Below are 23,728 nucleotides of genomic sequence, written 5' to 3'. Positions count from 1 at the left end.
TGCCAAGTCCAAAATCATTGCGATTTGACAAAAGATATGGTTGAAATGAAGATGCAGGCAACACATGTTTACAGGTAACATGATGTGCTGTGGCGTAACCAAAACCGATCTCAAAGATGTACAGGTTAAGCCCGTTACCCGTTAGCCCGTTGACCTGTAAAATAAAAAACAAATATTATTCCTTTTTTTAACGGGTCTAACCGGCTAAACTGGCTAACGGGCAAACTGATTAAGTGATCATTTATATTCCGAGTAGCTTCCAGTTTACAATACCAACATAGTACGTCTTACGTTTTTATGGTAGGTAAACATATGGCGTTAGAAATTGAAAGCTTTGCCGAAGATTTTGACCCGCGGTTTAAACTTTTTCATGAATTGATGGCCCTCAAGGTCAGGGATATTTTGCTGGTCTCCACCCCGTATGATGCCTGGATTCTTGAAGAAGACTGCCGCCTGTCAGAACGCATCATTAATGAATATCGTGGCCTGAACCTGAGCAATCCGCCCCGTTTTACCTGGGTTTCTAAAGCCCAGGAAGCCCTGGCCATGCTAAATCTTAAGAAATTTGACATGGTCATCACCATGAGCCAACTGGCGGATATGGATGTCTTTACCCTGGGCGAAGAAATCAAGAAAAAGGCTCCCGATCTGCCAGTGGTTTTGTTGGCTCATGATTCTTTGCCATCGCCCGCGCAGAAATGCCTGCTGGATTTTAGCCGCCCGCCCGGAATTGACCAATGCTTTGTGTGGTCAGGCAACACCGATATCCTAGTGGCCCTGGTTAAAAGCGCTGAAGACCGTTTAAACGTTGAGCACGATGCCGGATTTGCCGGTATCCGGGTCATTCTATTTGTGGAGGACTCACCAACATATATTTCCTCATTGTTGCCGGTGCTTTACAAAGAACTGGTCAGTCAGACCCAGGCCATAATGGAATATCGTCACCATGAAGAACACAAACTGCTGACCATGCGGGCACGGCCTAAAATACTGGTGGCCGAAAGTTTTGAGGATGCCTTGCGACTTTTTAAAAAATTTGAGCCTTACATCCTGGGTGTGATTTCGGATGTTCGTTTTCCGCGCAATGGTGTCCTTGATGAAAATGCCGGGGTCACTTTTTTATTGCAGATCAAAAAAGAACGCTTTGACATCCCGCTGTTGCTCACCAGCTCGGAATCTTCCAATGCCGAAAAAGCAAAAGACATTCCGGCCGCTTTTGTCGATAAAAACTCGCCCAGTCTGCATGCTGAAGTTCGCTCGTTTTTTGTGGATCAGCTGGGGTTCGGAGACTTTGTCTTTCGTAAACCCGATGGCCGCGAAATTACCCGCGCTCATAACCTGCGGAAATTCGAAGAACTGTTGGCGACCGTTCCCGAAGACAGTTTTGTGCATCATTGCAGTCGCAATGATTTATCCAGATGGTTGTTTGCGCGGACCGAAATCGTCCTGGCATCTAAAATTCGTCCCTTACGCTATGATGACTTTGCCAGTGTTGAAAGCCACCGCAACTATCTGATTTCCATGATTCAAAGCTGGCGCCAGCGGCGGCAAAAAGGGGTGGTGATCGACTTTGACTCCGGCGATTTTGATCCGTCCACAGAGTTTTTTAAGATCGGCAAAGGGTCTCTGGGCGGAAAGGCCCGGGGGCTGGCGTTTATCGCCAATTTGCTGCAGCGACTGCCAGCTATTCAGAAAAAATTTGAGGATGTCAGCATTCTGGTTCCCCAAACGCTGGTGGTCACCACTGAAGGCTTTGATGCCTTTATCGAAGAAAATAATCTCAAAGAGCTGGCAAAATCCGACATACCGGATGAGGAAATTGCGCAGATTTTTCAAGGCGCTAATTTCCCGTCCTGGATTGCAGATCAGCTTCGGGCTTATCTTGAACATATTGACTACCCGCTGGCGGTTCGGTCGTCGAGCTTGCTGGAGGATGCGCAATTCCGCGCCTATGCGGGTTTGTATCGAACTTATATGCTTCCTAATGATCATGCAGATCTCGACACCCGCCTGTACCAGCTGATTAACGCCATCAAGCTGGTATACGCCTCAACGTACTTCCGGGATCCCAAGGCCTTTTCAAAACGTGTCGGTCACCGTACTGAAGAAGAGAAAATGGCCGTCATCATTCAGCAGCTGGTGGGGGAACAATACGGCCAATTTTTTTACCCGACCATATCCGGTGTTGCTCAGTCTCATAATTACTACCCATTTGCCAAAATGAAGCCGGAAGAGGGCATTGCAACCGTGGCGCTGGGATTGGGCAAGACGGTCATGGAAGGTGAAAAAGCCCTGCGGTTTTCCCCCAAATATCCGCAATTACTGCCGCAGCGTTCTATAGTCGATGATATCCTCGAGAACTCCCAACAATATTTTTATGCCCTGAACATGGCAGGCGATGCACCGGAGGTGGGCATTTTGGAAGATGCCAATCTTGCCAAAAGGGATGTCAGCGATGCGGACGACGAAGCGCCGGTAAAGCTTTTGGCCAGCACCTATATCCCTGAGGAACATCGCATTCGAGATTCGGCCCACATGCCCGGCTATCGGGTACTAACGTTTGCGCAGGTCTTAAAATTCGGCCAGTTCCCGCTGGCCGAAATACTGGTAGATGCACTGGATCTGGGCCAGGAAGGAATGGGTTGCCCGGTGGAGCTCGAATTTTCAATTCATATGTCCGCGAAGCCGAAACAAAAATCAGAATTTGCATTTTTACAGCTCCGGCCGATGACAGCCCGCGCGGAACTGCTTCAAGTTGAAATCAGCCCTGATGAATTAGCGCGGTCATTTTGTGTTTCTTCCCACGCACTGGGTAATGCTGAAAAAGAGGATATGGCCGACATCCTTTATGTAAAACCCGATGAGTTTGATACCGCCAAAACACCGCAAATCGCCAGGGAAATTGGTGAGTTAAACGCCGGTCTGCTAAGTGATTCCCGCAAATATCTGTTGGTGGGCCCCGGCCGGTGGGGCTCAGCCGATCGCTGGTTGGGAATCCCGGTGAGCTGGGCGGAGATTTGCGGGGTTGGAGCGATGGTTGAGACCAATTCAGAGAAATTAAAGGCCGATCCATCTCAAGGCTCGCATTTTTTCCATAATATCACAACGCTGGGCATTACCTATGCCACCGTTTTGGAAGGTGACACCGATTTTATCGATTGGGACTGGTTGACTGCCCAGCCGGTGGCTAATGAAACGGCCCACGTAGCCCATATCCGACTCCACGAACCATTCAACCTCAAGGTGGATGGACGCACCTCAAAATGTGTCATGTATATTAAACGTTAGTCTGTTAAGCCCATTGTCCCGTTGGACGATCAGGGGCACACGGGTTTAACCTTGATTTCCTACCTTGCATTTTTTGCGAAAGCCATCGGATTGTTAAAAGACAGTAATGAAAAGCGACGAAAATGAAAAATGTTTTCCTAAAGGCGCTGGTGGCCAATGCGGATGCTGAAATTTTTGAGCTTGACGGCTATGCTGCACTGGGTTCGGGCGGGGCAACGCCCATACCGCTGACGCTGTCCAATACCCGCAACATGCCTTTTGGCAGCGAACTGATGTACCTGCCGGAGCGCCGCCCGATATTGTTGAATTTGCAATCGGGCCGCGTAGAAACCGTAAACGAAAACCCCTATACGCCCGGCCAAGCGTTGTTTCCGGTGACGGCATTCAATTCACCGGGTTATGTCATATCGCATCTGGGCACATTCATAGAAACCCCAAACGCGCAGCCATTGCCGCTTTTCTCATATGGTGCGGTAGGATGGCACCGTGGAAAATTTCGATCTGCCGTCATTCGTGTTGATCGGGAAAAACGGCAGGATCTGCGCTTGATGAAACCAGAAGACATTGTCTGCGGTATCGATAAAATGCGCCAGCAGATGCCCGCCAACCGCCTCAGGGCGCATCTTGAAAAATGTGCGTTACAGTTCGGTTGCCCAGCAGCCAAAAATTTGTTTCTCAGCCGTTACGAGGCACCGCTGCCCACCGCCAAACACTGCAATGCCCATTGCCTGGGTTGTCTGTCTTCGCAAACACACGGTGATATTCCCCACAGCCAGGACCGCATCGGTTTTACCCCGTCTGCGGAAGAGATCGCGGAAGTCGCACTGGCACACATCGAACGGGTCAAAAACAGTGTGGTCAGTTTCGGACAGGGTTGCGAAGGAGATCCGCTGCTGGCAACTGATGTGATTGCGCCGGCCATCCGATTAATTCGCTCTGAAACCGATCGGGGAACGATCCACATGAACACCAACGCCAGTTTGCCCCGGGCATTACAGCAGGCGATCGATGCCGGACTGGACAGCATGCGGGTCAGCATGAACAGTGTCCGCCCGAAATGTTACCAGGCCTATTTTCGACCGAAAGGTTATGAATTTTTCGATGTTTTAAAAAGCATAGATCTTGCGTTAGCAAACGATCTTTTTGTATCGGTCAATTATTTAAATTGCCCTGGATTTACGGATGCGCAGCAGGAAATTGAAGCCTTGAAAAAATTTTTGATGTCGCACCCGATTCATATGATTCAGTGGCGCAACTTGAATTTTGATCCACTGCGCTATTTTGAGATCATGGATGCTGTGGTCTCCAATGACGCGCCCATCGGAATGCAAAATTTACTGGATCACATCCGGCGGGAATTTCCGGATCTCAAATTCGGCTATTTCAACCCGCCTAAGGAGAAGTTTTAATTTCAACCCACAGCTGTTTACCTGCCAGAGCGGTTTAAGTTGGCGGTTGTGGGATCACAACGCACAATAGGTTAGGTGTCAGGTGTCAGTGTTCAGGTGTCAGCTTGATCATACTGACACCCGACACCTGACACCTGAAACCTGATTTATGAAATGGATTGAAGTCAAAGTTGTCTTTGATGCCGAGGATAACGTCCTGGCCAACGAGCTGGTGACCAACCTGTTTTTTGAATTCGACTTAAAGGGTGTGGTTGAAGAGGACCCGGCCATAGAACCGACCGAGGGTTGGGCCGAGGACGCAATCGGCCGATCGGCGCAATATGCGGTGTTGGGTTATTTTCCTAAGGACAGGCATATCCAAAAGAAATGCCGCGATCTTGAAAAAAAACTGTCGCTTCTAAAAAAGAATCTAAGCATACTTTACCGTGTTCGTTATAAAGAACTGGATGAAGAAGACTGGGCCGAAGCCTGGAAGGCATTTTTTGAGCCCCAAAGAATTGGTCAAAAAATAGTCGTCAAACCCACCTGGTGTACCTACACACCGGAATCCGGTGATATCGTTGTGGAGCTGGATCCGGGGATGGCATTTGGTACCGGAACCCACCCGACAACGGCGCTATGCATTCGGCTGATGGAGGACTATTTAAATTCGGGTGATTCGTTTTTGGATCTGGGCACCGGTTCGGGTATCCTGATGATCGCAGCCGCCAAACTAGACGCGGGTTTTATTTGTGGCATTGATAAGGATCCAGTTGCCATTGATGTGGCGGCATCCAATCTTAAATTAAACGGCCTGGTTCCCGAAAATTATAATTTGCATACAGGCAATCTGTTGACCGGCATCAAGGACACCTATGATTTTATCGCCGCCAATATTTTCACGCATGTCATTTTAGAACTCCTGGATAACTTGCCCAGTGCCCTGAATAAAGACGGCATATTTCTTTGCTCGGGTATGTACGAAGAAAACAAAAAACTGGTGGTTGCCAGGTTAAAGAATATGGAGTTTGATATTTTGCAGATATGCGAACAGGAAGAGTGGGCAGCTATTGCAGCCAGACGAAAAATTGGTTAAAAAATATAACTGTTTCACACAGGGCAACGTGTTTAGCCTAAATCCGGAGGGGTCGTAAATGAGAATACTTCTGGTAGAAGACGATCCAAAGATTGCATCCTTCATCATCAAAGGTTTAAAAGCCGAGGGGTTTGCCGTGGACCATGAAAGCAATGGTGAAGATGGTTTGCACATGGCGCTCACCGAACCATATGATGCGGCGGTGATCGATATTATGCTGCCCAAAATAGACGGTCTGAGTTTAATCGAAAATATGCGCCGTGAAAAACGGAAAACGCCGATTATTATCCTGAGTGCCAAAGGTGAGGTCGATGATCGGGTCAAAGGGCTGCAGATTGGTGCGGATGATTATCTGACCAAACCCTTCGCATTCTCTGAATTGCTGGCGCGCCTGCAGGCTTTGATCCGACGCAGCAGCGATGCAGACGAACCAACGAAACTGACAGTGGCTGATATCAGCATGAATCTGATTACCCGGGAAGTTGTGCGGGCCGGAAAAAAAATTGACCTGCAGCCTCTGGAATTTTCGCTGCTGGAGTACCTTTTGCGTAATGCCGGCAGAGTCGTGTCTAAAACGATGATAATGGAGCATGTCTGGGATTATTATTTCGATCCCCAGACGAATGTGGTTGAGTCCAGAATATACAAGTTGCGTGAAAAAATAGACAAAGAGTTTCACACCAAATTGATTCATACGGTGCGTGGAGTTGGTTATGTTCTTAAAGAAGATCAATAACACCCGCCATACCCTGGCGTTTCGTCTCACGCTTTGGTATGCGGGTATTTTTATGCTCACCTCCTGCGTGGCGTTTTTCTTTTTCTATTTTTTAATTACATCCGTTCTTCAGGACCGCACCGATCAGGACCTGCTGAGCGAAGCGCGCACCCTGTCTTCAATTTTAAAGGTGCAGGGCATCGAAGCGGTAAAAGGACAGATTATTTTTAAGGCCCAGGCCGCCGGTGAAAAGAAAATATTTTTTCGCCTGCTTTCCTTTGATGGCCAGGAATTTTCCTCATCCAATATGTCCTACTGGCAAGATATCGCTATCGGTAAAGCAGCCATCAATCAACTGATCCGTGAAAAGCGACCGGTTTTTGACACCATCAGTTTGCCCAAGCGCAAGCATAAAATCCGGGTTGTGTATGCTCATATCGGCCGCAGCATTATATTGCAGTTGGGTCAATCCATGGAAAGCTACACCCGTTTTATTGAGGCCTTTCGCAAGATATTTGTTCTCACAATGGCGTCATTATTTATTTTCGCTGTGATTGTCGGATGGTTTATGGCCAGGCGGGCCCTGGCGGGGGTCGAAACCGTGACGCAAACTGCCCGTCACATATCCGAAGGCAGCCTCAATGAGCGGGTGCCGGTGAAAAAAAACCAGGACGAGATCGACCAGCTGGCCATCACTTTTAACCAGATGCTGGATCGTATTCAAACGCTGGTCACCGGCATCCGGGAAATGAGCGACAACATTGCCCACGATTTGAAAAGCCCCATCACGCGCATCCGCGGCATATCCGAAGTGTCGTTGACCACAAATGCATCTGAGAAAGACTATGAAAACATGGCCGCCAGCACTATCGAGGAGTGTGACCGCTTGCTGGATATGATCAACACCATGCTGGTTATCTCCAAGACTGAAGCCGGTGTCAACAAGCTCGATGCTGAGCAGATGGATATCAGCGACGTAGTGCGTGATGCCTGTGAATTGTTCCAAGCACCGGCAGAGGACAAAGATGTCACATTAACCTGTGATGTTACCGATAAATTCGATATTTTCGGTGATCATCGGCTGATACAAAGAATGATTGCCAACTTGCTGGATAATGCCATCAAATATACACCCGCCGGTGGCCGGGTTGAGATAACCGTAAGACCAGACGGTAACCACGGTGTTTCCTTCGTGATTAAGGATACCGGTATCGGCATATCTGAAAAAGACAGCTCCCGTATATTTGAGCGATTCTATCGTTGTGATCCCAGTCGTTCCGAGGCCGGCATCGGACTGGGGCTAAGCTTTGCCCAAACCATTGCCAAGGCCCATGGCGGCGATATAACGGTTGCCAGTGAGTTGGGTCGAGGGAGCACGTTTACCATCACCCTCCCAAAAAAAGGCTTATAAAGCCTCATCTCTTGACCGATGGCTGTGTTATGAATCGATTCAAAATACTCGCGTACTGACGTGTACGCTCCGTTTTTAAATCGATTCACGCCTGGCCCTAGGCCAAGATCTAAAGCTTTATAAGCTTTTTTAACTATAGAATTTTTCAAAAATCTTACCTCTTGACGGATAGCTGCGTTACAAATCATAAGTTGGAATACTGGAGTGCTGGAGTATTGGCGTATTGGATCCGCAAAAGAATCAGATAGCATTACTCCATTACTCCAACACTCCGGCAACTTGTTGTTAAATCTACAAATTTAACCTGCTTCTGCCATATAATGAACTGCCTACCACATTGGAACATAACCATTTGATCATCTTGGGGTCATTTTGCGGTGATCTTGACAAATTAACGTAAAGAACAAATACTTTCTATTGCTATTAATGCCGTTTATTGAAGGAGGAAAAATATGAAGTTTCGTGTCCGTAAAAACAAAATTGTTGGTGGGTTGGTGGTCGTTTTGGCCGCCGGACTGATTTGGGGATTATCGAGTTTCGAATCGAATACTGCTGCCCGCAACGAACCGGCATCGGAAGCCGGGGTGATGATGGTCCCGGCCAGCTTCAGTGAGCTTGCCAAACAGGCCCAGCCGGGCGTGGTTAATATTCGTACGGTAAAGACGGTAGAGGGCGGCGGCCGGGTTTTTCGTCATTTTTTCGGTAACCCATTTGAGCGCCGAAACCCTTTTAATGATCCCGGACCTTTCGGTGATGAGCGCAAACCGGACTTCAAACAGAGGAGTCTGGGATCCGGGTTCATTATCGACCGTGAGGGACATATCGTTACCAATAATCATGTGATCGAGGGTGCCGATGAGATAACGGTGCGCCTGTCCAACGATAAGGAATATGATGCCGAGATTGTCGGGCGCGACCCCAACACGGACCTGGCGCTGATCAAAATCAAAGGTGCTGCGAACCTGGTGCCCCTGAAAATGGGTAATTCGGACCAGCTGACCGTAGGCAGCTGGGTGGTGGCCATGGGAAGTCCGTTTGGCTTGGAGCAGACAGTCACGGCCGGTATTGTCAGTGCCAAGGGGCGCGTGATCGGCAGCGGCCCCTATGATGACTTTATTCAAACGGATGCGTCGATTAACCCCGGTAACAGCGGTGGGCCGCTGTTGAATATGAACGGTGAAGTAGTGGGCATCAACACCGCCATTGTTGCCCAGGGGCAGGGAATCGGGTTTGCCATACCGGTCAACCTGGCACAGGGCATCATTCAGCAACTCGAAGAGAGCGGTTCGGTGACACGGGGCTGGCTGGGTGTCGGTATTCAGGATCTGACCCCTGAATTAGCCGAGTACTACGGTGTCGAAAGCAAAAAAGGGGTGCTGGTGGCCAGGGTTTTTGAAGGCGACCCCGCAGATAAGGCTGGTATTAAGACAAATGACATTATTATTGCCGTAGATGACAAGCCGATTAAAACCAGTCGCGAGCTGACCGGAACGATTGCGGACATTCCGGTGGGCCAAAAAACACCGATTACCATTCTGCGCAATGGCAAGGAAAAAACAGTAAATGTTCAAATTGCCAAACGCGACGACTCCCAACGCCTGGCTCGGCGGGTGCCTGAAAAAAATGGCGAACTCGGCATTCGAATTGCAGAAATGACACCTGAAATGGCCAAGCGCTACGGGCATTCAGAGACCGAAAAAGGTGTTCTGGTGGTGGGCGTGGAGTCCGGCAGCAAGGCAGCTGAAGCCGGCATTCGCCAGGGGGATCTGGTAAAGGAAGTCAACCGCAAACCGGTCACCGAGGTTTCTGAGCTGCGTGCTGCGCTTAAAAAGAACAGTAAAATTCAATTGCTGGTTAAACGGCCCAATGCCGGTTTTATCGTTATTAAAATCGGGTAAAGTCGTATTTACCAGCGAAACATAAAATAAACTCGATATCCGGTCAGACCTGCTTTTTCAAGTTACAGCGGTGGTGGGTCGACCGGATATTTTTTTCAAAACGTTTTTATAATACATTTTAAGAAGGCGCTCCGTTCAAGTACGGCTTCAAAGCGGCATATATGGCAAAATTATTCGGAGTTGGGATCCCATGTTCACCCCCCATACGAACGACCGTTCCATTTAAGATGTCCAGCTCCAGGCGCCGGCCCGCGGCCAGGTCGTAATACATGGAGCCTCGAATCGACGGTTCCAGGCTGCTAAAAAAGTCCATGGATTGATCCACACATTCTTGGGGCAAATTAGCCCCCTTTGCCCGCGCAACCGCTTCGACTTCTTGCATGGTGCCTCTCATCAAGTTGCGCGTTTCCTCGCAGGCTAAAATATCCCCCATGGGCAAACGTGTCAGGGCGGTAACGCCGTTTACGCCGCAGATCCCCAGGAATTTTTGCCACAGGGCGACCTGAATGTCTGTATGAAGCTCGGCCGTGATACCGGAATTTTGCATCGTTTTCTGGAGTGCCTCGGCTCGAGGGCTGGCACCGCCTTGCATCTCTCCTAAGATAATTTTTCCGGGACCACCCGTCTGGGCGATAACCCCGGGAGACTCGATGGTCGAAGATACCAATGAGACGCAACCCACAACATGCTCTGCTCCAATTGCATTTCCAAGCTGCTCCTCGTTGTCGATGCCGTTCTGCACCGAAAGAATCATGGTTTCCGGCCCGATTAAAGGCCGGATCTGCTCGGCAGCCGCTGCATTATCGTAAGCTTTGACGCAGAATAATACACAGTCGACCGGACCGATATCGCCGGGATTATCAGTGGCTGTGGCAGCGAAGGTAAAATTTCCAGCCAAAACGGATTTTATGGCTAGGCCGTTTTGGCGAATGGCCTCCAGATGCGCCCCCCGGGCGACAAATGTTACCTTTTCTCCGGCTCGGGCCAGCAGCCCACCAAAATAGCCGCCCGTTCCGCCGGTTCCCATAACCGCGATACGCATGATTGCCCCCCTTTTACCTGGTGATTAAGATCAGTTTGACCATACGTTGGATACACAAGCGTTAAGCTGGTGCTGCAGTCTTTAACGAACGTAGTTTCTATCACAGTTTTTAAATTAGTAATATAAACATTCTGTTTTTTGCGAAAGAGTTGCTTTTGGCTATACGGGCTTGCGCGCCCGCAGGCTGATTCCCTTAGTGCCAAATTCCATCGCGCTGGACGGATTGGGAACATCCGCAAAAATGTCATGCCGTTCAACGATCTCGGCATTTTCAAAACCGGCAGCGTTCACGGCCTCTATGAGGTCTGCCTCCGGCAGACCGCCGGCAATTCAGCCGGTCCACAGGGAAATATCGTTAAGTGCATCCGGTGGTATCGATTTGGCCACTAAGATGTCGCCGATATACAGCCGTCCACCGGGTTTTAGGATACGCGCCCACTCATTTAATGTTTTGACTTTATCGGGGGTTAAATTAAGCACGCCGTTGCTGATGATTACATCGGCAGAGTCATCTGCCAATGGCAAATTTTCTGCGTAACCCTCACGAAACTCCACGTGGGTTGCGCCCATCGCTTCTGCTCCGGCTCGTGCCCTGCCCAGCATCTCCTGGGTCATATCCACGCCGACCACTCTACCTTCCGGACCGACCAGAGTGGACGCAATCAGAGAATCGAAGCCCGATCCTGATCCGACATCCACCACGACCTCGCCGGGATTTATTGCTCCAAGCTTAAAGGGATTGCCCGTCCCGGCAAAAGAAGCCCTATTTTTTCCAGGCACGTCTGCATAACTCGACGGATCATAGCCCAGACGGTCGGCGGCCGCTCGGCCGGTATGAAAATGATAGCCTTTATGGGGATCAAGAGCGACCTCAGCATATTCTTTCCTGACCTCCTCGCGAAGATCCTCTGCCGATAGTTTTGTCGTTGTTTCTAAAGCGCTCATTAATGATTCCTTTCTATGTTTCGTTTTTTCTTTTTGAATAAAGTTTGATGGGAAAAAACATGGGCGTCTTTTCCTTATAAATTGCATATGCCTCGCCATATTCTTTCAGAACCTGCTGCTCTTCTCTTCTGGCAAGTTTGTAATAGAGAATAAGCAGAATCGGATACATTAGCAAGATGGTCGGGTTTAGCCAGCGAAACAACCAGCCGGTAATCATCAGAAATATGCCGGTGTATTGGGGATGACGGATGTATCTATATATGCCGCTTGTGACCAATCCCATTGACCGATGAATTTTCATCCATCCAAAAAAAACCAGCAGCATTCCGCCAAGCGTCATCCATACGCCCACGGCTCTGGTGGGCCAATGTCTGGATAGGGTATAAACGGTTGTTTTTAGCTGACCCAGCCCAATGGCGTCCCATATTTTGTTTACTAATTGATAATCGGTACCCAGCGGCTGCAGCAGGAAAATAAGCAAAGGCACGCCGAACATTTCAGCGAAAAGCGCCAGGAAAAAAGCGGAAAGCATTCCCTTTGAACGCCATTCAATTCGATCGCGAAAGGGTAAAAATAAAATGAAAAGTAGAAACAGGGTTGCATTGATAATAATGGCGGCTGTCATGCCCCAACGACCCATAATGGACCGAATGGCCGCAGGCGGCCCCGGTGTGTTGCTAAAGTGCCCCCAATAAAGATAGACGAATCCGAAAATCAAAAAAATGCCCAGGCCATAATAAATGGTTTCCTTGACCAAGATGGATCGATTCCGATCTTTCATGAGCGATACCTAAAGCAACTGTAACCTGCCACATCTACACTGAACATAAGTTTTGGTTGTGATTGATGTCCCTTGAATCAAAAAGTGTTTAATTAAATGAATGGGTGGCCCAAGGTGATTTGGCGGCTCCAGGTCAGCTTAACATGTTGGACTGAGGGGAAACCCTTAATAGGGAGAGGTTAAAGGCATTGTGTAAGCAGGTTTCAATCTCGAATAGGCCAACTCCTGAGTACCACAAGGTGGCATTTGGGTCAAGGGAATATTTGGCAATTAGATCAATGCAACTCGTTGAAAGTTATAATACATTTTTTGCCAATGACATTTAATTGACTGCTAATGCTTTTTATGAAATGTAAGTCTCATCTGTATTCTTATTATCCGGAAATTCAGCTAAATGAATGATAGAGCCGCCAAATTAACCGCCCTGACGATTGCATCCCTGAGCTCATTTATCACGCCCTTTATGATCTCTTCGATCAATATTGCGCTGCCGGTTATTGGCAAAGAATTTAAAACCGATGCCGTCGTCTTAAGCTGGGTGGCGACATCCTACCTGCTGGCAGCGGCTGTGTCTCTGGTGCCCTTTGGCAAGCTGGCCGATATTTACGGCCGCAAGAGAGTTTACATGATCGGCATGGTGCTTTTTACCCTGACATCGCTGTTGTCGGCGGTGGCAACCTCGGCACCCATGCTGATTGTTTTTCGAATATTCCAGGGCGCCGGTAGTGCCATGGTTTTTGCCACCGGAATTGCCATCTTAAGCTCGGTTTACCCGGTTGAAGAGCGCGGAAAGGTATTGGGTATTGCCGTTGCTGCGGTTTACACAGGGTTATCCTGTGGGCCGTTTTTCGGTGGTTTTTTAACCCATCATCTGAGCTGGCGTAGTCTTTTTTTACTCAATATCCCCTTTGGCGTAGTGATTATCTTGCTGATCAGTTTTAAGCTCAAGGGCGAATGGAAGGGCGCTGAAGGCCAAAAATTCGATCTGACCGGCTCCATCATATACGGTACCGCCATTTTTGCGTTTATGTACGGCATATCTATTTTGCCCGATATGCTGAGCATCGTCTTAATTTTGACCGGTGTCGTTGGGCTTTTCGCCTTTGTGCGCTGGGAGCTGGTGGTGGCGAGCCCGGTTTTTGAGGTTAATCTGTTTGTTACCAATCGCACCTATGCGTTTTCATGTCTGGCGGCATTGATCAATTACAGCGCAACTTTTGCCGTCGGCTTCTTGTTGAGCTTATACCTGCAATACATCAAAGGCTTGTCACCCCAGAGTGCGGGGCTGGTGCTGGTATCCACACCGGTGGTGATGGCCATTTTTTCTCCGCTGGCGGGCCGGCTCTCCGACCGGATCGAGCCGCGCGTGATTTCATCGCTGGGCATGGGCCTGACGGCGCTGGGATTGGTGCTTTTAATCGTGTTAAATGCGCATACGACCCTGGCTTATCTAATTGCCAGCCTGATGATTTTAGGATTTGGATTTGCCTTGTTTTCATCTCCTAACATGAACGCCATTATGAGTTCGGTGGATAAGCGCTTTTACGGAATTGCATCGGCATCGGTGGGGACCATGCGGCTTTTAGGGCAGATGCTGAGTATGGGAATTGTAACCTTGATTCTGGCGCTGTATATCGGACGGGTCCAGATTACGCCCCAATCTTTTGCCATGTTGATCAAAAGCGTGCAGGTGGCGTTTATTGTCTTTTCGGTTTTGTGTGTTGGTGGGATTTTCTTTTCGCTTTATCGCGGCCGCTTGCGACCGGATGATTAGTTTGGGCTAGCTCACCGCAGAGACGCAGAGTTCGCAGAGAAAGTATTTTTTCATTTGTCGCTGAGACGCCGACAAATGAAAACCACTCAGCCGCTCCGCGGCAAAAACAATAAGGCTATATTATACAGCTTGGTAAACCATCAGAGCCCTTTGTTATTGCCGGAGGCAGATTGCTTTTTGCTTTCCGTCCTCTCAACGGAAAGCAAAATGAAAAATAAACTCTGCGAACTCTGCGCCTTTGCGGTGAATTCTATTCGATGTTTCCTTTCAGGCCGATTTTCTCGGCGACATCGCGCATGCCCATGATGGTATCGGTGATCAGCTCGGAAAGCTCCACCCCCATCATTTCGGCACCCCTTTCAATGATCGAGCGATCAACACCGGCGGCAAACTGTTTCTGCTTCCATTTCTTTTTAACCGATTTGGCTTTCATGTCCATGACACTTTTAGAAGGCCGCACCAGAGCGGAAGTGACCACCAGTCCGGTCAGCTCATCAATGGCATACAGGACCTTCTCCATATCCGATTCGGGCTTGACATCGGTGCAAATACCCCAGCCGTGGCTGATCACCGCCCGGATGTATTCTTCCGGCCAGTTATTTTCTTTCAGAATTTCCTCGGTTTTTTTACAGTGCTGATCCGGAAACTGCTCATAATCCAGATCATGGATCAGTCCGATGATCCCCCATTTTTCCTCATCCCCGCCCCGCTTGCGGGCCATGTAGCGCATAACGCCTTCCACTGCCAGCGCATGCTTGATAAGGCTTTCGTTTTTGTTATATTGCTTCAGAAGTGCCAGCGCTTCTTCACGTGTCGGAATCTTTGGGTCCATGTGTTTCTCTCCTTATCCTCTACGGTATTTTTTAGTGAATGGTATTTTGAATATCACGTATCCTTTGGCAGTCAAGCCTTATCGTTGATTTCCTCTTGATCCTTTTAATTTGAGCGGCTATTTTGTCTTCAAGCCCCAAAGGCGAAACCTCCTCACGCTGGCAGAAAGGACGCTGAGTTTGAAAACCACGCTGGATTCTTCTTTTCAAAAAATTCATTTGACCGAACTTTATGGACGAAATGTCGGCGCCAACGTTTTGGGGTTCCTTATCATTGCCCTGCTTAACTTATTTACCCCGGTTGAATTTTTTAAAATTCAACGTGCCTTCCTTTTATCCGGTGGCTGGATGGTGATTCTGTCATTTTACCCCGTGGTTATTTGCATCGGAATAGGGTTTCAATATATCGTTCAGCGACCGATTACCCAGGTGATCAATCGTATGCGGCAAGGACTGGAAATTGATGACGCTCTGGCCGAAAAGGCCTATCGGCGAATATTGAATTTGCCGTTTATTATCGGGCTGGTCAATTTTGCGATGTGGATTGTTTTGACATCCCTATTGGGTACATTTTTTGTCATTTTCAGAGACGCACCCCCTCAAATAAGCTTTTTTGTAGCTTTTCGAGGTTTTATGGTCGGATATATTTCCGCCATCATCTCATTTTTCCTGACCGAGGCCTATAGCCGCAGAAGGCTGGTTCGGACTTTCTTTCCCGCCGGCAAACTGGCCACTATACCGGGAACCATCAAATTTTCAATTCTTAGAAGAATACGGGTACTTTACGGCGTTGGAACGCTGGCACCGATGATTATTCTGGTGGGCACCTTGGCTTTTATTCTGTGGGAAATGGATCTGGTCACTATTTCCGCAGCTGATTTTGGCCGGGAGTTTCTTATTTTTTCGATTATCCTGTGCGTCATTTTTATTTTTGTCGGTGGGCGCTTGAATGTGCTTTCCGGCAAATCGATTATTCAACCCATCACCGATATGATGGTGTTAGTGCGCCGGGTGAGAAGAGGGCATTTTAAGCAGAAGGTGAGAGTGGTCTCCAATGATGAGCTGGGTGTTCTGGGCGATGGCTTAAATGAAATGACTGAAGGGCTCATTGAACGGGATGAAATTCGCCAGTCATTGGTTCTGGCCCAAGAAGTCCAGCAAACGTTATTGCCCCGTCAAAACCCCCAACTGGAAAAACTAGACGTTGCGGCCACCATCGTCTATTGCGACGAGACCGGTGGCGACTACTACGATTTTCTGGAAACCAACGAATCCCACCCTGGAGATTTTACGGTGACGATTGGCGATGTATCCGGCCACGGCATTCCGGCTGCGCTGATGATGGCCTCCGCGAGAGCATTTCTGCGACAACGATCAATATTACCGGGCACTCTGGTAGATATTGTATCCGACGTGAATCAGCAGATGGCCAGAGATTTTGAGGAAACAGGCGGCTTTATGACCCTGTTTTATCTGACCATCGACACCCCAAATAACTGTCTTTACTGGGTTCGTGCCGGTCATGATCCGGCCATTTTGTATGATCCGGAAAGCGAGGCCTTTGAAGAGCTTCGCGGTGCCGGCATTGCCTTGGGCGTTGACATGGATGGTCACTATGCGCAATATCAGAAAGAGAACCTCAAAAGGGGTCAGATCATCTTGCTGGGCTCAGACGGTCTCTGGGAAGCCCGCAATCCCAAAGGGGATATGTTTGGTAAAGCACCCGTTCATCAGATCGTTGGCAAACTGGCACAATCGAGCGCCAAAGAGATCCTGACCGCGTGTTTTCATGAATTTAATGTTTTTTTGGGAGATTGCGCACCTGAAGATGATGTTACCCTTGTGGTGATAAAGATAACCAAGGACTAATGATTGGTAATTCGTATTTGGTGTTTAGTTTAATAAATGTTAAACACTGAACACCAAACACCAAAATTGACTGATTAAAGGAGGTAATACATGGCCCCTGGGATCGATCAGCTTAGCGAATTTGCAATGGATGCCATTCATCAGGCAGGTGAAAAAGCGATGGCCTATTACGGCAAAGGCAAGCCGCATGTCAGATTTGACGAAAGCGTGGTGACCGAAGCCGAAAATCAGCTTACCGATGTGTTTCAGAATCGACTAAACCGTGAGTTTCCCGAACATGTGGTCTTTCGTTTTGGTGAGCTCAATGAAAATTATTCCCATGGGCAAAAACGCTATCTGTGGATATTTGATCCGCTGGAGGGGGTGGCGAATTTTCAGGGGGGCATTCCCATCTGGGGTATGTCCATAGCCGTGCTGGACAATTTTTGGCCGATATTGGGACTGTTCTACATGCCGGCGACCGGCGATCTTTTTCATGCGAAGCCCGGCAAGGATGCATTTTGGGGTAATGAGAAAATTCGCGTAACCGATTCAGGCCATATGAATGATGAAAGCCTTTTATTGACCTATTCCCGTTTTCACCAACAATATACATCCACCTTTCCAGGTAAGATTCGCTCGCTGGGATGCGCTTCTGCCCATGTGTGTTACGTGGCCATGGGGCGTGCTGATGCAGCTGTTATTACAAATGATTCCTTCCAGGGCCTGGCGGCGGCGCGTGTCATTTTAGAATCCGCCGGGGGAAAACTCTGTAAAATGGACGGCAGCGATTTTCATCTTAATGAATACCTGGATGGTCAGCGTATCGACGATCATCTGATGGTTGCCGGTGCAGAAAACCTTTCGCAGGCCAGGCGTTATCTGAAGCGACTATAGTCCATGTATGGATCCTTAATCGACCAGCACACAGCATCAGGCATACCATGGCCTTCCCATAAGTTGTGGCAGGCGGCCCATCAGGCTGTTGTTCATCACCTGCACTGTTATTCTGCAGATCTCATTTCTTTAAAGCGTCGGGCGCAAGCGCTCAAATCGTGTCTAACCGCTGTATTTCCCATTATGGATGACCTTTGTTCGCAAAGCTGTCCTTGGTGTCCGGATCCCTGCTGCCAGAAGGCCAGTGTCTGGTTTGATTTTAAAGACCTGCTGTTTATGCATTTTAATCAACTGTCCATTCCACCGTGTCAGCCAAAAACAGATTTAAAAAATCCGTGTTGCTACCATTCAACCCGAGGATGCCGACTGTCGCGCATCAACCGGCCCTGGATCTGCTCCTGGTATCTTTGTCCGACCCAAACCGCCATTTTGAGAAAGGACTTGCTCGCTGAGCACGAATCGTTAAAGCAGGCTCTTGCCCGGATCAAAGCCGAGCGCAATTTGCTGGAGAGTGAATATATTCGAATTATATCCTAAACACGGATATTTTTTTCTGACAGGATTAATCCACCTTTGCTAAAGCTTCGGTGGACAAGCAGGATTAAAATCGTAATTTTAACTGGCATGAGAGGATAAAGAAAAAGCAACTTAATTCTGCTTGGCGCGCCGAAGCTCAGCGAGCGAAGGCGGGTAGATCCTGTCCGGGTTAAAAATTATTAAAATGGATCTGAATTTAACGGACATACCGAGGTCGGTTTACATCCGATATATTCTGCTGAATTTACCGGGTTTGGCGGCCGTTATTCTGGTGTTGATAATTATTCGGTATTGGGTCGATCTTTCGGTATGGCTTTCGGTCGGTATTGTCGCTTTCTGGATTATCAAAGACGTCCTGTTGTTTCCCTTTGTCTGGCGTTCTTATGATTCGGAACGGCCCGGTCGATCGCGTTCGATGATCGGCCAGCGGGGTGTTGCCCGGGAGAGGCTGGCACCCTCTGGTTATGTGCAGGTTCACGGAGAACTCTGGCGGGCAAAAAAAATGGGCGAAGGTCCACCGATTGAAGCCGGGCAACCGGTGCAGATTGTCAGAATGGAAGGGCTGACCTTGTATGTCAAAGGGCGCGATTCGGTAGAATAGGTTAACAGTATCTGGGATTATGTTTCCTCTGCACGCAGGGTATTGGAGGTCAGGCAAAAGCATATTCTAATTAAAAATAACAGATTATTTATTTTGGACCCCTGGGATATATGCTATACTTCAACAGACGCTATTTAACATTGGTATACCACGGTTGACCTTAGCTGATAGCGGTGCGGATTTAACCATGGATAATGAAACAGCCGACCTCGATAACAATATTATCGACTGCCCGCAATGCGGCGTTAAAAACCCCATTGAGTCTGACATCTGTTACAATTGCGGTGTATCATTACACGAGGTCCCAATTGTAAAGAAACGCCGGTCGTGGATCCCCGGCTTTTTGTTTGTCCTGTTTGTTGCTGGCCTGATTTATTTTTTTTACACCGATTTTAACCGCAGCGATGCGCCCCTTTCAAAGACCCAAACCGCACCCACCGAAAAGCCCATACCCAAAAGCGAGCCAGAGCCGTTGCCCGAAAAAGCCTCCTTTGTCAAAGCAGGACAGTCCAGTGAGGCCGAACGGATAAATTTACCGCTCGGTTTGTTGCGCATCAGAGATGTCGTCGGTAATTTGCTAGCCGAGTTAACGGTACCGGTCATCGGTGGCGGTTGGGTAGCGTTGCCCACCCGTCAGACACTGGGCGGATATAACTGGGTTTTGCAGGTGGGCTCCGGTGCCCCGCAGACTATCGAAGGCGGCATCGTAAACGACGAGGAATCCATCAGTCTCTGGCGTATTCGCGAGGATCAAGCCATAGATGGACCCGAACTGTATCCCTGGTCGGCGGACACACCGTTGACCTGGATGGCACTCAGATCTCCGGACCCACCGGAACGAATTGAGATCGGTGCTGTCACATACCAGGGCAATTACATTAAAGGCGCTGTTTCAGACGACATAAATGATGCCGGCGTATTTATTCAAAAGGGCCGTGTGGTGGGCTGGACTTTTGGTGATGCTGGAACGGGCGCTTTTCTATGGGCCGGAGAAGCGGGGCGCAGCCTAAATCCCAATATCCGGGTCGATGACTATTACCGACTGAGCTTTGCCAACAGCCGAGAAGAAGAATTTTTAAGGGCATTGGCTTTAGGTGACGAATATTCGAACCTGGATCGTCTGGACGCATTTGCGCGAGCCTTTCGTTTTGATCCCAAACTTTCGGCTGAACAGACACCCGACTATTTGAAACCCGAAGCGGTCATCAGCCAGCTGCGCCTGGTGCTGTCGCGTGCGGTCCAAGAGGGTGACGGCACCCAGGCACTGGCCTATTTTGATGCCGAGATCCTTGCCCAAGCCGGTGATGTTCCTTTGATTATGGATGTGGTGGTTTTGACAGCGCAAAATGATGGCCAGGAAGACGCCGTCGATATAGTGGAAATCGCTATCGAAACGTTGGCACCCCAAAATAATCAGGAACGAGCGCAATTGAACGATCTGCACTCCGGGCTTTATCAAAGCTGGTTGAATGAGTTGATTGAGAGCGGCGATACCCAGGCAGGTTGGCAAGTATATGCTCGCGGCGGCGAGCAGCGACCTCAAGATCTCAGCATTTATTTGTACGGTGTCAAATTAGCGCTGGCAGAAAATGATTGGGAAACAGCCGAACGGCTGTTGGCGGCCAGAGATTATCCGCCGGCATTGAGCACTGAAGTCAGAAGCCTGCAATCGCTTATTTCTGAGCTTAAAGGCCAGGAGTCCAAAATTGTCATTCGTTTTGAACCCGGCACCAACCAGATACCGGTGACGGCCTCAATCAACGGGGAAGCCGCGCAAGACTTTATTGTTGATACGGGTGCATCGATGGTCACCATTCCTTTTTCAACCGTCAGAGCGCTTGGGATTGTCATTTCGGTGCGCAACCCGCGCCGCAAGATCTATACTGCCAGCGGCGAGCTTTTTGCGCCTGAAGTGGTCTTGGATTCGATTGCGCTAGAGGGATACGAAGTCAACAATGTAACAGCGCTGGTGATGGATCTGCCCAATCAGCCGAATGTGGGGCTGCTGGGGCTAAATTATTTGCGCCGTTTCAGAATGGATTTGAACACAGATGACGGCTTGCTGATGCTGGCGCCTAAGTAGGTTGAGCCCGTTGAGCCGGTTGAGGCCGTTAAGTAAGGTAAAATGCCACATTTTATATTCTGACAAACCGACTCAACCCTTTATACGAGGACCTTCGGCGGGCAGCGGGCTAACCGGCCAACCTGATTTTTTGAACCCGGATTGCAAATTAGAGCTAAATAAAGATGTGATTTTGAGAATAGTTAAGGACCCTGTGAATGACGCTAAATGATGCCCTGCGCGACGACATTTTAAAGCGGATTAAGAAAATACCAATTGTTGACTTTCTTAAACTGGAAGTGGTTCGTCTGTCAGAAGGATCTTGTGAGGTGAAGGTTCCGCGCAGAATAAGCTATGACGGTGTTTTTGAATCCTTCCATGGCGGGCTCTTGATGACCGTTGCCGATAGTGCGGCCTGTTTTGCCATTTTTACTCGCAGCGGTCCTCATATACCCCTGACCACAACAGATATGAATATTCGTTTCTTGGCGCCCTGCCGCAGTGGTGTGATCGCCAAAGCCCGTTTGATTAAATTTGGCAAAACCATGTGCCCGGTTGCCGTAGAGCTGTTTGATGAAGACCAGCGGATGGTGGCCGTCGCCCAGGTGAACTATATGCTGCTGAACGTCTAAAGGCTGCCGGATATTTAACGATAGCGTCTAAAAATCCTCAATGACGCTTCCCTTTTCCACGTAATTTTCGATGTGGTTCTGGGCGTTCACCAAAGAATGCATCGCCGCTTCAAAACGCGCATAAACCGGATCTTCCTGACCCAGCTGCATCTGGGCTTTCTGCATGATTTTTAGGCCCTGGGCCAGATGGGCATTTATCTCTTTTAAAATCGCCTTGCGTCTTCGGTGCCGCTCGCGCTCTTTTGCAATCACCGGCAACAGCCGCTGGATGGAATATTCCACCAGGGCATCTCGGGGGGTATTAAATCTGCGGGATGTTTCTTCCAGGCTGGAGAGCGTCCGTCTGCTGACGACAAAGGTTTTTTGAATTCGATCCAGGGTGCCAAAGGCCTCGCGTTCGATTTCATTGGCGATCATGCTCAATGACTGGGCGTCTTCGATCAGATGATCAAAAAGCGATTTTTGTTTAATTCCCAGATGCGTGGCGACAATACTGAGCACATCGATTGCCCGTGCTGATAATTTAAATGTCGCTCTAACCGATTGCCTTCCCCTCAGGTCGGAAGATGACGGCAATGGGATATTCAATTCCTCAAACGGTTCACCCTTATCCTTTTTCGCCATTTTGTCCCGCCTTTATTCGTCTTAAATCCATGGTTTGTAACTCATTACCAATAAAATTATGCACAATAAGTCATATGGCAATCTGCCTGCTTGTATTATTTTGCATGACATATTTTAGGCCAAAAGTAAAACGATTATCAGAAATTATTTCCTGACAGGATCTACAGGATTTACAAGATTTTATTTTTACATTTTCAGTTTCCAGAAGAAACTGAAAATACACAATCGCCTTCGGCGAAGGCGAACCTGCTTATCGGTTTTTAACTAAGGAAATGCCACTATAAAAATAGGACAAATTAAATGTTGTCATTAAGGGAAAAATATTTTCCGCTGAAGGCGGATTGAGTTTTCTCACTTCCATCCGGGAAGTGAGAAAGAGAAAAAAATAATCCTGAATAATCCTGTAAATCCTGTCTAAAAAATTAAAAGGAAAAAGGGTCTTTAAAACTATGTCCAATGAAAAAACTGAAAATGTAAGTTTAGGCAAATCCAATTAGTACTCAATGAGGCGGGTATTCGCTAAAGGGATGTCATTGAAAACGGGCCGAGGTGGTCTGGTGTTGGCTTTCGTCGATATAAGCGTAGCGTCTGAGGGCATCCAGAATCCAGCGGGCTTTCCATTTCAACCAGTCGCTGTTTTCGGTTGGGTTTGTTTTTAGCGGTCGTGGAATGACGGCCACCAACCGGACGATTTCCTCCAGGGTTAACTGTCCAACGGATTTGTTAAAATAATGCTCTGCGGCCACCTCCACACCGAATATCCCCGGTCCCCATTCGATCACATTGAGATAAAGTTCGAAAATTCGATCTTTAGAGAGGTCTTTTTCCAGTCTGATGGTGATCAATAGTTCTTTGATTTTGCGAATGATGCTTTTGTCAGTGGACAGATACAGGTTTTTGGCCAGTTGCTGGGAAATAGTGCTGGCGCCGCGCGCATAGGTTCCTTTTTGCCAATTCTTTTTAATGGCTTCTTTCAGTTCGGCAAAGTCGATGCCCTTGTGCTGGTAAAAACTGGCATCTTCGGTTACCCTGACGGTCTCACGCAACAGCTTTGGCATGGCTTCAAGATCAATCCATTTTTGACGGATACGGTAAGTCGCATCTTCTTTCTTCGCCTCCCGGTAGCGCTGAACCATCAAGGCCGTCGATCTGGGGTTTTTGATTTTTAACTCGCTCACATCGGGCAAGCCCAGGAAAAAATAAAACCCGCCGATAACCACAACCAGCAGTATGATGATGCCAATTATTTTGAGGGTTTTCTTCATTTAAATACAAAATAACCGGATTTCTATATGAAATAAAGATTTTTTTTAATCACTAGAAGTAAACTACGACATAAAAAAGGCGGTGGTCAAAAAA

General features: G+C 48.4%; 20 protein-coding genes. 13 read left to right on the top strand and 7 right to left on the bottom strand.

The window, feature by feature from the left end:
• Window positions 1–312 precede the first annotated feature (312 nt).
• From QNJ26_03810 to QNJ26_03785, 6 genes are all read left to right on the top strand, one after another.
• On the top strand, window positions 313–3,288 hold the full coding sequence (locus QNJ26_03810) for a PEP/pyruvate-binding domain-containing protein (GenBank protein ID MDJ0984649.1): 2,976 nt from the start codon (window positions 313–315) through the stop codon (window positions 3,286–3,288).
• A 122-nt stretch (window positions 3,289–3,410) separates the two neighbouring features.
• Entirely contained in the window at window positions 3,411–4,697 is a 1,287-nt protein-coding gene (locus QNJ26_03805) for a radical SAM protein (protein MDJ0984648.1), read from the top strand.
• A gap of 148 nt (window positions 4,698–4,845) precedes the next feature.
• Window positions 4,846–5,772 (top strand): 50S ribosomal protein L11 methyltransferase, encoded by a 927-nt coding sequence (gene prmA, locus QNJ26_03800; protein MDJ0984647.1) that lies wholly within the window; start codon window positions 4,846–4,848, stop codon window positions 5,770–5,772.
• Window positions 5,773–5,830: 58 nt separating this feature from the next.
• Window positions 5,831–6,508, top strand: a complete 678-nt coding sequence (locus QNJ26_03795) for a response regulator transcription factor (GenBank protein MDJ0984646.1) — start codon at window positions 5,831–5,833, stop codon at window positions 6,506–6,508.
• Window positions 6,486–7,898 (top strand): ATP-binding protein, encoded by a 1,413-nt coding sequence (locus QNJ26_03790; GenBank protein MDJ0984645.1) that lies wholly within the window; start codon window positions 6,486–6,488, stop codon window positions 7,896–7,898. The genes QNJ26_03795 and QNJ26_03790 overlap by 23 nt, the downstream gene beginning before the upstream one ends.
• A 452-nt stretch (window positions 7,899–8,350) precedes the next feature.
• Window positions 8,351–9,796 (top strand): DegQ family serine endoprotease, encoded by a 1,446-nt coding sequence (locus QNJ26_03785; protein MDJ0984644.1) that lies wholly within the window; start codon window positions 8,351–8,353, stop codon window positions 9,794–9,796.
• Window positions 9,797–9,914: 118 nt separating this feature from the next.
• On the opposite strand, the gene QNJ26_03780 is transcribed toward QNJ26_03785, so the two are convergent.
• The 4 genes from QNJ26_03780 to QNJ26_03765 form a co-directional block, all read right to left on the bottom strand.
• The gene (locus tag QNJ26_03780; protein MDJ0984643.1) at window positions 9,915–10,838 is read right to left on the bottom strand and encodes a 2-dehydropantoate 2-reductase; all 924 of its coding nucleotides are present in this window, start codon (window positions 10,836–10,838) and stop codon (window positions 9,915–9,917) included.
• 159 nt (window positions 10,839–10,997) lie between these two features.
• Entirely contained in the window at window positions 10,998–11,129 is a 132-nt protein-coding gene (locus QNJ26_03775) for a hypothetical protein (GenBank protein MDJ0984642.1), read from the bottom strand.
• Between the two features lie 39 nt (window positions 11,130–11,168).
• Window positions 11,169–11,783, bottom strand: coding sequence for a methyltransferase domain-containing protein (locus QNJ26_03770; GenBank protein ID MDJ0984641.1), 615 nt, complete (start codon window positions 11,781–11,783; stop codon window positions 11,169–11,171).
• A 13-nt stretch (window positions 11,784–11,796) separates the two neighbouring features.
• Window positions 11,797–12,564: an isoprenylcysteine carboxylmethyltransferase family protein gene (locus QNJ26_03765; GenBank protein MDJ0984640.1), complete on the bottom strand. Its 768-nt coding sequence runs from the start codon at window positions 12,562–12,564 to the stop codon at window positions 11,797–11,799.
• A 394-nt stretch (window positions 12,565–12,958) separates the two neighbouring features.
• On the opposite strand from QNJ26_03765, the gene QNJ26_03760 reads away from it, so the two are divergent.
• Window positions 12,959–14,338, top strand: coding sequence for an MFS transporter (locus tag QNJ26_03760; protein MDJ0984639.1), 1,380 nt, complete (start codon window positions 12,959–12,961; stop codon window positions 14,336–14,338).
• Between the two features lie 250 nt (window positions 14,339–14,588).
• Here QNJ26_03760 and QNJ26_03755 read toward each other — a convergent pair whose 3' ends face one another.
• Entirely contained in the window at window positions 14,589–15,170 is a 582-nt protein-coding gene (locus tag QNJ26_03755; GenBank protein MDJ0984638.1) for an HDIG domain-containing protein, read from the bottom strand.
• Between the two features lie 178 nt (window positions 15,171–15,348).
• Between QNJ26_03755 and QNJ26_03750 the strand changes: the two genes are divergently transcribed.
• The 6 genes from QNJ26_03750 (at window position 15,349) to QNJ26_03725 (ending at window position 21,745) form a co-directional block, all read left to right on the top strand.
• Window positions 15,349–17,037: a PP2C family protein-serine/threonine phosphatase gene (locus QNJ26_03750; GenBank protein MDJ0984637.1), complete on the top strand. Its 1,689-nt coding sequence runs from the start codon at window positions 15,349–15,351 to the stop codon at window positions 17,035–17,037.
• Window positions 17,038–17,127: 90 nt separating this feature from the next.
• On the top strand, window positions 17,128–17,913 hold the full coding sequence (locus tag QNJ26_03745) for an inositol monophosphatase family protein (protein MDJ0984636.1): 786 nt from the start codon (window positions 17,128–17,130) through the stop codon (window positions 17,911–17,913).
• A 3-nt stretch (window positions 17,914–17,916) separates the two neighbouring features.
• Complete coding sequence (locus tag QNJ26_03740; protein ID MDJ0984635.1) at window positions 17,917–18,450, top strand: hypothetical protein; 534 nt, start codon at window positions 17,917–17,919, stop codon at window positions 18,448–18,450.
• Window positions 18,451–18,634: 184 nt separating this feature from the next.
• Window positions 18,635–19,051, top strand: coding sequence for an NfeD family protein (locus QNJ26_03735; GenBank protein MDJ0984634.1), 417 nt, complete (start codon window positions 18,635–18,637; stop codon window positions 19,049–19,051).
• Between the two features lie 187 nt (window positions 19,052–19,238).
• Complete coding sequence (locus tag QNJ26_03730; protein MDJ0984633.1) at window positions 19,239–21,134, top strand: TIGR02281 family clan AA aspartic protease; 1,896 nt, start codon at window positions 19,239–19,241, stop codon at window positions 21,132–21,134.
• Window positions 21,135–21,331: 197 nt separating this feature from the next.
• The gene (locus tag QNJ26_03725) at window positions 21,332–21,745 is read left to right on the top strand and encodes a PaaI family thioesterase (protein MDJ0984632.1); all 414 of its coding nucleotides are present in this window, start codon (window positions 21,332–21,334) and stop codon (window positions 21,743–21,745) included.
• Between the two features lie 27 nt (window positions 21,746–21,772).
• Here the strand turns inward: QNJ26_03725 and QNJ26_03720 are convergent, their stop codons facing one another.
• Together QNJ26_03720 and mtgA are read right to left on the bottom strand one after the other, a co-directional pair.
• Window positions 21,773–22,369 (bottom strand): hypothetical protein, encoded by a 597-nt coding sequence (locus QNJ26_03720; protein MDJ0984631.1) that lies wholly within the window; start codon window positions 22,367–22,369, stop codon window positions 21,773–21,775.
• A 530-nt stretch (window positions 22,370–22,899) separates the two neighbouring features.
• Window positions 22,900–23,634 carry a monofunctional biosynthetic peptidoglycan transglycosylase gene (gene mtgA / locus QNJ26_03715; protein ID MDJ0984630.1) on the bottom strand — a complete coding sequence of 245 codons (735 nt, stop codon included), beginning with the start codon at window positions 23,632–23,634 and terminating at the stop codon, window positions 22,900–22,902.
• Between the last annotated feature and the right edge of the window lie 94 nt (window positions 23,635–23,728).

The sequence above is a fragment of the Desulfobacterales bacterium genome (assembly GCA_030066985.1).
Taxonomy (GTDB): domain Bacteria; phylum Desulfobacterota; class Desulfobacteria; order Desulfobacterales; family JAHEIW01; genus JAHEIW01.
The sequence above is the reverse complement of the archived record's forward strand: the minus strand, read 5'-3'. Positions and strand labels throughout refer to the sequence as shown.